This is a genomic window from Acidaminococcus fermentans DSM 20731, from assembly GCF_000025305.1.
In the GTDB taxonomy this organism is placed as follows: domain Bacteria; phylum Bacillota; class Negativicutes; order Acidaminococcales; family Acidaminococcaceae; genus Acidaminococcus; species Acidaminococcus fermentans.
In genome coordinates this window covers 629,971-642,179 of record NC_013740.1, presented here as the reverse complement: position 1 = coordinate 642,179, position 12,209 = coordinate 629,971, and the positions used below count along the sequence as shown (strand labels likewise).

Sequence of the window (12,209 nt, the reverse complement as noted above, 5' to 3'; positions counted from 1 at the left end):
TTATGTTACTGAAGGCATGAGCCCTCAAAACTTCATGAAGAGACATATACGTTCTTTCGGACGTAACGTTACGAGCTTCTTTCGCTCACTTGCTCTTTTATTTCGTATGCCTCAGCCGCTTCGCGGTAGGCGACTCACTTAAGTCAAGCCCTCGACATATTAGTACAGGTCAGCTTAACATATTACTACGCTTCCACACCCTGCCTATCAACCTGGTAATCTTCCAGGTGTCTTACCAGCTTACGCTGTGAGAGATCTCATCTTAAGGATGGTTTCACGCTTAGATGCTTTCAGCGTTTATCCGTTCCGGACGTAGCTACCCAACTGTACCCCTGGCGGGATAATTGGTACACCAGCGGTCCGTCCACTCCGGTCCTCTCGTACTAGGAGCAGCCCCCTTCAAATCTCTTGCGCCCGCGATGGATAGGGACCGAACTGTCTCACGACGTTCTGAACCCAGCTCACGTACCACTTTAATGGGCGAACAGCCCAGCCCTTGGGACCGACTTCAGCCCCAGGATGTGATGAGCCGACATCGAGGTGCCAAACCTCCCCGTCGATATGGACTCTTGGGAGAGATTAGCCTGTTATCCCCAGGGTAGCTTTTATCCGTTGAGCGATGGCCCTTCCACTTGGATGCCACCGGATCACTAAGCCCTACTTTCGTACCTGCTCGCCGTGTTTGGCTCGCAGTCAAGCTCCCTTCTGTCTTTACACTCCGCGCGCGGTTTCCGTCCGCGCTGAGGGAACCTTTGGGCGCCTCCGTTACTCTTTGGGAGGCGACCGCCCCAGTCAAACTGCCCGCCTAACACTGTCCCGGCGATCGTTACTCGCTCGGTTAGAATCCCGATAATTGAAGGGTGGTATCCCAACGTCGGCTCCGGCAATCCCAGAGGACTGCCTTCCATGCCTCCCACCTATCCTGTGCATCAAGTATCAGAACCCAATATTAGGTTACAGTAAAGCTCCATGGGGTCTTTCTGTCCAGTCGCGGGTAACCTGCATCTTCACAGGTATTTCAATTTCACCGGGTCCCTCGTTGAGACAGTGCCCAAATCGTTACACCTTTCGTGCGGGTCGGAACTTACCCGACAAGGAATTTCGCTACCTTAGGACCGTTATAGTTACGGCCGCCGTTCACTGGGGCTTCAGTCGAATGCTTTGGGTCGAACCCGGACATCCTTCTTTAACCTTCCAGCACTGGGCAGGTGTCAGCACCTATACTTCAGATTTCTCTTTCGCAGGCACCTGTGTTTCTGGTTAACAGTCGCTTGGGCCTCTTCTCTGCGACCACACCGGGCTCCGGGAGCAAGTCCCTTCACCTTTGTGGCTACCCTTATCCCGAAGTTACGGGTACATTTTGCCGAGTTCCTTAACGAGGGTTCTCCCGCGCACCTTAGGATTCTCTCCCCGCATACCTGTGTCGGTTTACGGTACGGGCGGCAGCTTTCTCACTAGAAGCTTTTCTCGGCAGCGTAGGCTCAATCCCTTCGGGAACAAGTTCCCTCCGCATCACGCCTCAGCCTCAGTTACCGGATTTGCCTGGTAACCAGCCTACACGCTTGCACACGATCTACCAATCTCGTGCGGACCTGCCTTCCTGCGTCACTCCTTCGTTCAAACGATCACTGCCGGTACTGGAATATCAACCAGTTGTCCATCTCCTACGCTCTTTGCCTCGGATTAGGTCCCGACTTACCCTGAGACGACGATCGTTGCTCAGGAATCCTTATGCTTTCGGTGGAATGGATTCTCACCATTCTTTTCGCTACTCATGCCAACATTCTCACTTCCCACCAGTCCACCGTCCCTTCCAGGACGACTTCAACCCGATGGGAACGCTCCTCTACCACGCATACCTACGTATGCATCCATAGCTTCGGTTCCATACTTTAGCCCCGGGAATCTTCGGCGCAGGGCCTCTCGACCAGTGAGCTATTACGCACTCTTTAAATGGTGGCTGCTTCTGAGCCAACATCCTGGTTGTTTATGAGACCCCACATCCTTTTCCACTTAGTATGGCATTGGGGACCTTAGCTGATGGTCTGGGCTGTTTCCCTTTTGACAACGGGACTTATCTCTCGTAGTCTGACTCCCAGGCTCTGCAGCATAACCATTCGTAGTTTGACAGGGTTCGGTAACCATTACAGTCCCTATCCCGATCAGTGCTCTACCGCCTATGCTTACTGCCTGAGGCTAGCCCTAAAGCTATTTCGAGGAGAACCAGCTATCTCTGCGTTCGATTGGAATTTCACCGCTACCCACGATTCATCCGAAAGTTTTTCAACACTCACCGGTTCGGTCCTCCACACGATTTTACCCGTGCTTCAACCTGATCATGGGTAGATCACTACAGTTTCGGGTCTACGAACACCAACTATCCGCCCTTTTCAGACTCGGTTTCCCTACGGCTCCGCATTTCCTGCTTAACCTCGCTGGCGCCCGTAACTCGTTGGCTCATTCTTCAATAGGCACGCCGTCGCTTGCGCTCCGACTGCTTGTAGACATACGGTTTCAGGTTCTCTTTCACTCCGCTCCCGCGGTTCTTTTCACCTTTCCCTCACGGTACTATGCGCTATCGGTCACTAAGAAGTGTTTAGCCTTGGAGGGTGGTCCCCCCGACTTCCCGCAAAATTCCTCGTGCTTCGCGGTACTCTGGATACTGGCCACTCATTCAATCTTTAATCTACCCGGCTCTCACGGTCTGTGGCTCACCTTTCCAGGTGATTCGACTAGATTGGACTTCGCTTATGCCAGTCCGTAACCCCAGGGAGCCGAAGCTCTCTGGTTTAGGCTCTGCCCTCTTCGCTCGCCGCTACTGTGGGCATCTCGTTTGATTTCTCTTCCTCCGGCTACTTAGATGTTTCAGTTCACCGGGTTCCCTTCCCGAAGGATACCATCCCATGACGGATGGTGGGTTCCCCCATTCGGACACCTACGGATCAAAGCCTGCTTGCGGCTCCCCGTAGCTTTTCGCAGCTTACCACGTCCTTCATCGGCTCTTAGTGCCAAGGCATTCACCGTATGCCCTTAGTAGCTTGACTTAAAATTGCTTCGATAAATTGTCCGCTCCTTTGTCGCTCGTCGTTCGCCACCCTCGACATACTGGAGTATAGTCTCCGATGGCTCTCTTCCTCGCTTCGCGGATCAGAGCAATTTCTCTTTGCAATTTTCTGGTTCAGTTTACTAAGGAACTTACGTTCCCTGGTATTCTCGTTACTCGTTTCTAAATTCGCATTTAGATCAGAGGTGCTTAGACATTCATCACAATGTCCAAGACTTTGTTTTGTCTCTTCTATGAAGTTTTCAAGGTTCATGTGGTGGAGACGAGGAGAATCGAACTCCTGACCCCCTGCTTGCAAGGCAGGTGCTCTCCCAGCTGAGCTACGCCCCCGCTATATTTCAGCTGTTCAGAAGAACAGATGAAAACTATTTCAACAATCCATTTCAATTCAAAAATTGGTGGGCCTAAGAGGACTCGGACCTCTGACCTCACGCTTATCAGGCGTGCGCTCTAACCAGCTGAGCTATAGGCCCATGGATTGCCTGAGGGTAAAACCCTCAAAACCAAATATTGTTTTGACAGATGTGCGTCGACGAGAATAGAAGTGAGTCCTTGGACTCCTTCGGTTCTCCATAGAAAGGAGGTGATCCAGCCGCTCGTTCTCGAACGGCTACCTTGTTACGACTTCACCCCAATCATCGGCCCCACCTTAGACAGCTGACTCCTAAAAGGTTATCTCACCGGCTTCGGGTGTTACCAACTTTCGTGGTGTGACGGGCGGTGTGTACAAGGCCCGGGAACGTATTCACCGCAGTATGCTGACCTGCGATTACTAGCGATTCCAACTTCACGCAGGCGGGTTGCAGCCTGCGATCCGAACTGGGGTCGGGTTTCTGGGATTGGCTCCGCCTCGCGGCTTCGCTGCCCTTTGTTGCCGACCATTGTAGTACGTGTGTAGCCCAAGACATAAGGGGCATGATGACTTGACGTCATCCCCGCCTTCCTCCAGGTTATCCCTGGCAGTCTCCTATGAGTCCCCACCATTGCGTGCTGGTAACATAGGATAAGGGTTGCGCTCGTTGCGGGACTTAACCCAACATCTCACGACACGAGCTGACGACAGCCATGCACCACCTGTTTTCGTGCTTCCGAAGAAGGGAACCCATCTCTGGGTCTTTCACTCAATGTCAAGCCTTGGTAAGGTTCTTCGCGTTGCGTCGAATTAAACCACATACTCCACCGCTTGTGCGGGCCCCCGTCAATTCCTTTGAGTTTCAATCTTGCGATCGTAGTCCCCAGGCGGGGTACTTATTGCGTTAACTCCGGCACAGAAGGGGTCGATACCTCCTACACCTAGTACCCATCGTTTACGGCCAGGACTACCGGGGTATCTAATCCCGTTTGCTACCCTGGCTTTCGCATCTCAGCGTCAGACACAGTCCAGAAAGGCGCCTTCGCCACTGGTGTTCCTCCCAATATCTACGCATTTCACCGCTACACTGGGAATTCCCCTTTCCTCTCCTGCACTCAAGACTTCCAGTATCCAACGCCATACGGGGTTAAGCCCCGCATTTTCACGTCGGACTTAAAAGCCCGCCTACATGCTCTTTACGCCCAATAATTCCGGACAACGCTTGCCACCTACGTATTACCGCGGCTGCTGGCACGTAGTTAGCCGTGGCTTCCTCGTCAGGTACCGTCAACACCAAAATGTATTATAGATCGGTGCTTTCGTCCCTGACAACAGAGTTTTACAACCCGAAGGCCTTCATCACTCACGCGGCGTTGCTCCGTCAGACTTTCGTCCATTGCGGAAGATTCCCCACTGCTGCCTCCCGTAGGAGTTTGGGCCGTGTCTCAGTCCCAATGTGGCCGTTCATCCTCTCAGACCGGCTACTGATCATCGCCTAGGTGAGCCGTTACCTCACCTACAAGCTAATCAGACGCAGGCCCATCTTCTGGCGATAGCTTACAAGTAGAGGCCATCTTTCATCCTCTCTCCATGCGGAAAGAGGATCTCATTCGGTATTAGCATCCCTTTCGGAATGTTGTCCCCAACCAGAGGGCAGGTTGCCTACGCGTTACTCACCCGTTCGCCACTAAGAACATTCCGAAGAAAGTTCTCCGTTCGACTTGCATGTGTTAAGCACGCCGCCAGCGTTCGTCCTGAGCCAGGATCAAACTCTCCAAAATAGAGTATTTTGAAGAGCCGCTTGGCTCTTGAAAAACTAGCTTTGATTTTTTAACCTGGTTGTCATCCAGGTGACTCGATCTCATCACCGTAAAGGTGACTTGACCCGCACATCTGTCAACAATATTCAGTTTTCAGGGTTCTAACCTTGTCGCTCATCGGCGGCTTGATTATAATATCACGGGAGTAGATTTTTGTCAACTATGTTTTCTAAAAAAATTGGAAGGGATTGGCAAAGGCTCCTTTGCCAATCCCTTCCTGCGGCCGCTGACCGTAGACAACTGACCGTTGACAAGCTGATTTACTTCTTCTCCACCTGGAATTTGAAGTTGTCGATGACGGGACGGTGGTCTGCCCCGCCTTCCTTCACGTCCTCTGTCAGCAGAGCCTGGAGGATGATGGCCATTTCCAGCCGTTTCTTCTGGATCCGGCACCCGTAGGCATAGGGTTTTTCAATGGTGCCATTGGCCAGATCCGCATTGGCATGGCAGCCGCCGCTGCAGAAGAACCGTGCCCAGCAGGTCCGGCAGTCTTCTTTTTTCATCACGTGCATGTGACGGAAATACTGGACCATGTCCTTTTTCACAATGCCCGTATCCAGGGTCCCCATCTTGTATTTTTCCCGGCCCACAAACTGATGGCAGGGATAAATGTCCCCTTCGGGAGTAATGGCGAAATATTCATGACCGGCACCGCAGCCTGCCAGTCGTTTGGCCACGCAGGGACCGTTGTCCAGGGCCACGTTGAAGTGGAAGAAGTCAAAAGCTTCTCCCGCCCTTTTCCTGGCCAGATAGGCCCGGGCCAGTTTCTCGTATTCCTTGTCCAGGGTGGGCCAGTCTTCTTCCGTCAGCACCCAGGGTTCCGTGGTGCCCACCACCGGTTCCATGGAAATTTCGGATCCCACGTCCAGCATGGCCAATACGTCATCGCAGAAATGGGTGTTGTAATGGGTATAGGTGCCCCGCAGGTAGTAGTTCTTTCCGTGACGGGATTCGATGACCTTCCGGAAGCCTTTCACAGCTGCATCATAGGACCCTACATGGCCCGGATAGGGACGCATGTTGTCATGGGTCTTTTTGCTGCCGTCCAGGGAAAGCACCAGCATCACCCGGTTGTCGTTGAGATACTTCACGATTTCATCGGTGAGCAGGGTGCCGTTGGTGGTCAGGGTCAGTTTGATGTTCTTCCCGGTTTCTTTTTCCCGCTGGCGCACATAGTCCACAATGTACTTCACCACGGGCATGTTCATCAGAGGTTCTCCGCCGAACAGGTCCAGTTCCAGGTTGTGCCGCTGTTTGCTGCCGGCAATGGCAAATTCGATGGCCTTCCGGGCCACTTCCTTGCTCATGAGAGCCCGATGGCCCCCGAAGTCCCCGGTATCTGCAAAGCAGTAGCCGCACCGCAGGTTGCAGTCGTGGGCCACATGGAGGCACAGGGATTTCAGCACCGGTTCATCGGAAAAGGTATCCGGCACCGGAAAGTCCGGAGAAAACAGCAGACCGGCCTTCTGCAGTTCCTGGAGTTCGTCCAGGGCTTCAGCCACGTCTTCCGCCGGGTATTTGCCGGCAAAATGGGCTTTGGTCGCTTCGGCGTTGGTGCCGTCGTAAAAGCCCAGAATATCATAAATCATGGCGTCGATAATGTGCACGGCGCCGCTGTTCACGTCAAGGACCACGTAATTGTCGTCCAGATGCATTCTATGGATCAAATTTCTGTCCGCCCTTCTTATTGATTACAAGAAAATAGCTCCCTGCGCATGCAGGGAGCTTCCGCGCATAATATAAATTATGCTTTTTCGCAAACCTGGTTGCCTACCGTGCAGGAAGTTTTGCAGGCAGACTGGCAGGATGCCGGGCATTCGCCGCAGCCGCCGGTTCTCAGGGTCTTTTTCAGCATTTCTTTATTCACAGTCTTGATTCTTTTTGCCATCATCGATTCCTCCCTATCTTCTTGTTTACTATCCATTTTATCTGTTTTTCAGAAAGAACGCAAGTCTTTCAACCGTTTCTATCTTTCTTACAGATGGAGTTTGCCTTTCAGTTCGTAATATTTGTGGATGAGCCAGTCCGTATCCAATCCGGTCTGGTCGATGTAGCTCTGGATCTGGGCCCGTTTCAGATCATACTGGAAGCAGCCCAGGTTTTCCGGTTTGTTCTGGAACACATTTACCCGGCGCAGCCGCATCAGATCCACTTTGTCCGTGTTCACCCCCACACGGCCGTCCACCCCGGCAATATAGCCGGCTTTTTTTACCTGGGCCGCAATGGCGTCGCTGGCAGATCCGTTGGGATAGGAGAAGGTGAGTCCTTCCGGCGGATTGTAGATGCCCCGCATATGCTGCATGGAGCTGGTCAGTTCATAGTCCACCTGTTCCGGTGTCAGGGACTGGAGGGGCTTGTGGTTGAAGGTATGGGACCCCAGGGCCCAGCCGTACTTCAGCAGTTCATGTTCCTGGTTCCAGTCCAGATAGCCGGGCCAGCCTTCATACTTCACGGCCATGTACATGTTCCCCACAAAGCCGTATTTTTTCAGGATGGGGGCCGCATAGGTCAGGTTGTCCAGGTAGCCGTCATCAAAGATCAGGACACATTCCTTGTGAAACTTCCGTCCTTCCTTCCGGCCCTTGACATATTCCGCCAGGGTCATGGTCTTCCAGCCCTGTTCTTTCAGATATTTCATCTGCTCATCGAACTGTTCCGGAGGCATGGTATAAGGGTCATCATGCCCCGGCTCTACCCGATGGTAGGCAAAGATCGGCACGGTTTCCTCACAGAAACGGGGAAAATCCCGTTTTACATATTCATAGCCCCCATAGGCAAACCCGGCCAGAGCTGCCACAATCGCCAAGAAAATAATCAGTTTTTTCATTGCTCCCCATCCTTCAGTTTTTCCGCCAGCTGTTCCAGTTTCTTCAACCGGTGATTGAAGCCGGATTTTCCCACATTGTCTTCTGTCAGGGCCGCCAGTTCTCCCACAGACAGGTCCTGATGGTCTCTCCGGAGTCTGGCTGCCTCCTGGAGCGGTTCCGGCAGGGTGCTGAGCCCCACTGTTTCTTCAATGACCCGTATGGCATTCAGCTGCCGCACCGCCGCCTGGACCACCTTGTTCAGGTTGGCGGTTTCACAGTTGACCTGCCGGTTCACCTTGTTCCGCATATCTTTCAGCACCCGGACATTTTCAAATTCCAGGTAGGAATTGCTGGCTCCGATCAGGGACAGGAACCCGGCAATGGCGTTGCCTTCCTTCAGATATACGATATAGGAGTTTTTCCGGTCCACGATCCGGGCCGGAAGGCTGAAGCCCTTCATGATTTTCTGGATAAACTGCCCCATGTCCAGGCTGTCACAGATCAGTTCCAGATGGTAATCGCTGATGGGCTTGTTCACCGAGCCCCCGGCCAGGAATACCCCCCGGAGAAAGGCTCTCTTTTCCCCTTCTTTTTTCAGCAGGGCGCTGCCCGCCTCCTCCAGAGGAGAAAGGAGATGGAGCCGGCTCAGGGCAGTCCTTGCCTCATCGGAAGGGATCACATGGACCTGGTACCGATTGTTCTTTTTCAGACGGCGGCTCCGGGTGACGATGACTTCCGTCTGCACGGGAAAATTGTTTTTCAGCAGCCGCAGCACCCGTCTTGCCAGGGCCGCGTTTTCCGTGGTGAAATGGATCCCCACTTTCCGTCCGCTGAGGGAAACCGCCCCGCTGATCCGCAGCAGCCCGAACAGCTCCGCTTTTTCACAGTCATGGTTCTCCCCTTCTGACCGTGCGATTTCATTTTTCACATCATGGGAAAAGGACATGGTCAGTGCTCCTTCCTGGCATGCTTCCGCAGTTCCTGCATGGTCTGCCGGGCGAAGAAATAGTCGAAGAACCGGATGCCCTTGCCGAACAGCTTCAGCCGGTAAATCAGGGCAATGATGGTCTTGGCCAGCTTCAGGGGATTGTGCCGGACCAGGTCGCTGTCATTCAGCAGTTTGGCCGGTACACAGTCGATTCCCAGCTGTTCGATTTTCTCCACATCCGGAGAAACGGGCATGGCCCCTTCTTTTTCGTACTTGGCCAGGATATCCGGAGAGGCCTTCTGCTCGTTGACCACCACATAGTCCAGGCACTGACAGCCCATGTGCCGGATCAGGGCCCTCACATGCTCATAGGCCCCATAGCCATCGGTTTCCCCGGGCTGGGTCATCACATTGCACACGTAGATCTTCACGGCCTTGGACCGGATCACTGCATCCCGGATGCCGGGCACGATCAGACTGGCCAGCACGCTGGTATACAGGCTGCCGGGCCCCAGGATGATGGCATCGGCCTTCAGGATGGCATCCACGGCCCGCTGGGACGCCCGGGGATTTTCCGGTTCCGTCATCAGCTGGACGATTTTATGGGGCGAAGCGGTAATGGAGCTTTCCCCCACCACGGTGCTGCCGTCGTCCATTTTGGCCTTCAGCTGGATATTGTCCGTGGTGTTTGGCCATACATGGCCCCGCACTTTCAGGATCTCGCAGGTGGCAGCGATGCCCTTTTCCATGTCCCCGCCTTCCACATCACTCATGGCGGCAATGAACAGGTTGCCCAGGTTATGGCCGCTGAGGGCACTGCTTTTGAACCGGTACTGCATGACTTTTTCCATCAGCGGTTCCGTATCGGACAGGGCCACCAGGCAGTTCCGCATATCCCCGGGAGGCAGGATTCCCAGTTCTTTCCGCAGCCGTCCGGAAGATCCGCCGTCGTCTGCGGTGGTCACCACAGCCGTACAGTTGTTGGTAATGAGCTTGATGCCCCGGAGCAGTACGGAAAGTCCCGTCCCGCCGCCGATGACCACCACGCTGGGTCCCTTGTCCAGCTTCTGCTGGGTAAAGATCAGCTCCCGAAGGGATTCCTTTTCTCCGGGCATCACCGCATTGATAATGGTCTTGATCACATGGGTGGCCCCCAGGCACATGCACAGGATCCCCAGGACCACACTGAAGGCTCCCAGCCCGGTAATGGTGGACTGGTAATACTCTCCTCCCACGGAACTGATGAACTGCAGCACCAGGGCTTCCAGGAGCCCTACAAACTGATAATTGAAGATTAAAGTGACTCCCACACAGGCCAGTACCGCGCCCAGCGCAAAAAGAAAGAGCCAGCGCTTCAGGTTCAGCCCCGGGTACAACCACTTAATCCATTTCATACGCATTCACCTATTTCTTTATCAAATCCCTATGGATGACCTGCACCCCGTACCCGCATTTTTCAATGAACCGGCCCAGGGCATTGGCAATGAACACACTCCGGTGCCGGCCGCCGGTGCAGCCCACGCCGATCATCAGCTGGCTTTTCCCTTCCTGGACATACTGGGGCAGCAGGAACTGGATCAGGCTGAACAGCTTCTCCTCGAATTCCCCTGTCACCGGCTTTTCCTGGATGTAGTCCATCACCGGCTGGTCGTTGCCGCACAGGTTTTTCAGTTCCGGGATGTAGAAAGGATTGGGCAGGAACCGCACATCAAAGACCATGTCGCAATCCAGGGGGATCCCATATTTGAACCCGAAAGACTGGACCACAATGTTCATGGGGGGCAGTTCGCCGCCCTTGCCGAAGAGCTGGACAATTTTCTGCCGCAATTCCTTGGTGGTGGTCCGGGAGGTGTCGATGATGGTGGTGGCCCTCTGCCGGATCTGGCTCAGGATGTCCCGTTCCCGGGCAATATCCGCACTGAGCCCGTTTTTCCCCGCCAGCGGGTGGCGCCGGCGGGTTTCCTTGTACCGACGGATCAGGGTGGCATCATCCGCATCCAGGAAGACCAGTTCGTAAGGTACGCTGCTCTGGTTCAGCTGGTCCAGGACCCGGTTCAGATCCTTGAAGAATTTGCCGCCCCGGATATCCACCACCAGAGCCAGCTGAGCCCCGCCGTTCTTGTTCTGCAGGCACAGTTCAATGAATTTGGGAATAAAGGTAGGAGGAAGATTGTCCACGCAAAAATAGCCCAGATCTTCCAGGGTCCGCATGACCTGCGTCTTCCCCGCCCCGGACATCCCTGTAATCAGTAACGTTCTCGCCATTTGCATCCACCCCCTGAAAAGTATAGAACGTTTTTATTATACAATGGAAAAAAAGTCTGTGTAAAGTCCCGGTGCATTCCTTCAGACGGGCACTTCCACCTGCCGGGTCAGGATGGTCCGGATGATCCGGGCCACTCCGTTCCGGGTATTGGGCGCCGTCACCACCCGGGCCGCCTCCCGCACCGGATCGCTGGCGTTGCCCATGGCCACCCCGAAACCGGCGTGGGAAATCATTTCCAGATCATTGTCCGAATCCCCCACACAGAGGATTTCTTCTTCCCGGATGCCTTCCCGGGCAGCCAGGGCCTGGAGGGCATGCCATTTGTTGGTGCCGGGGGCCGTCACTTCCAGGAACCCTTTGGAAGAGCTGACGATTTTGATCTTCCCTCTATACTTCTCTTCCAGTTCCGGCCGCAGGGTCCTGACCTGATCGGAAATCACCAGCAGTTTGTGGGGAGCCTGGGGCAGATGACGGATGGCTTCCGTCTTTACTTCATAAGGCACCCGGGAAAACCGGGAATAGAACCGGACTTCCTCACAGTCCCGGGGAGCCCACAGGGTGTCATCCACATAGGCCTGGACATAGATGCCCCATCCCAGCAGGTCATCCAGCACGGACTGGGCCACATCCAGGGGCAGGGGCCACTGGCCCAGGTTCTCTCCGGTTCCGGGATCCCGGATCAGGGCTCCGTTGTAGACCACCAGGGGATGGGTCAGCCTCAGTTCCTGAGCGTAAGGCAGGGCCGACCGGTACATCCGGCCGGTGGCCAGGGTCACATAGTATCCGGCAGCCACTGCATCCTTGACTGCAGCCGCATCTTCCGGAGCAATATTCTTTTCTTCATCCAGCAGGGTGCCATCCAGATCCATGGCAATCATCTTCAGGGACATGCATTTTCCTCCTTCGGGTTTTCCAACAAAAAAGGGTTCTTTGTCAAATGTTGGGGTAAGCTCCAATTCATCTACCACATAC

Annotated in this window: 7 protein-coding genes, 2 tRNA genes and 2 rRNA genes; all 11 read right to left on the bottom strand. The window is 54.2% G+C overall.

Features of this window, described 5'->3' with window-relative positions:
* Positions 1–139: 139 nt before the first annotated feature.
* Positions 140–3,044: ribosomal RNA gene (locus tag ACFER_RS02890) — 23S ribosomal RNA — on the bottom strand.
* A 274-nt stretch (positions 3,045–3,318) separates the two neighbouring features.
* A tRNA-Ala gene (locus tag ACFER_RS02885) sits at positions 3,319–3,394 on the bottom strand.
* Positions 3,395–3,460: 66 nt separating this feature from the next.
* Positions 3,461–3,537, bottom strand: a tRNA-Ile gene (locus ACFER_RS02880).
* A gap of 103 nt (positions 3,538–3,640) precedes the next feature.
* Positions 3,641–5,197: ribosomal RNA gene (locus tag ACFER_RS02875) — 16S ribosomal RNA — on the bottom strand.
* Together the 16S and 23S rRNA genes with 2 tRNA genes alongside form the textbook arrangement of a ribosomal RNA operon.
* Before the next feature lie 299 nt (positions 5,198–5,496).
* The gene (gene scfB / locus ACFER_RS02870) at positions 5,497–6,891 is read right to left on the bottom strand and encodes a thioether cross-link-forming SCIFF peptide maturase (protein WP_041666085.1); all 1,395 of its coding nucleotides are present in this window, start codon (positions 6,889–6,891) and stop codon (positions 5,497–5,499) included.
* An 89-nt stretch (positions 6,892–6,980) separates the two neighbouring features.
* A complete protein-coding gene (gene scfA, locus ACFER_RS10960) occupies positions 6,981–7,124 on the bottom strand; it encodes a six-cysteine ranthipeptide SCIFF (protein ID WP_071142269.1) in 144 nt (47 codons plus the stop codon).
* 87 nt (positions 7,125–7,211) lie between these two features.
* Positions 7,212–8,063 (bottom strand): polysaccharide deacetylase family protein, encoded by an 852-nt coding sequence (locus ACFER_RS02865; RefSeq protein ID WP_012937935.1) that lies wholly within the window; start codon positions 8,061–8,063, stop codon positions 7,212–7,214.
* Positions 8,060–8,989, bottom strand: a complete 930-nt coding sequence (whiA, locus tag ACFER_RS02860; RefSeq protein WP_012937934.1) for a DNA-binding protein WhiA — start codon at positions 8,987–8,989, stop codon at positions 8,060–8,062. The genes ACFER_RS02865 and whiA overlap by 4 nt, the downstream gene beginning before the upstream one ends.
* Before the next feature lie 2 nt (positions 8,990–8,991).
* Positions 8,992–10,365 (bottom strand): gluconeogenesis factor YvcK family protein, encoded by a 1,374-nt coding sequence (locus ACFER_RS02855; protein WP_012937933.1) that lies wholly within the window; start codon positions 10,363–10,365, stop codon positions 8,992–8,994.
* 10 nt (positions 10,366–10,375) lie between these two features.
* Positions 10,376–11,236 carry an RNase adapter RapZ gene (rapZ, locus tag ACFER_RS02850; RefSeq protein WP_012937932.1) on the bottom strand — a complete coding sequence of 287 codons (861 nt, stop codon included), beginning with the start codon at positions 11,234–11,236 and terminating at the stop codon, positions 10,376–10,378.
* A gap of 81 nt (positions 11,237–11,317) precedes the next feature.
* Entirely contained in the window at positions 11,318–12,127 is an 810-nt protein-coding gene (locus tag ACFER_RS02845; RefSeq protein WP_012937931.1) for a Cof-type HAD-IIB family hydrolase, read from the bottom strand.
* Between the last annotated feature and the right edge of the window lie 82 nt (positions 12,128–12,209).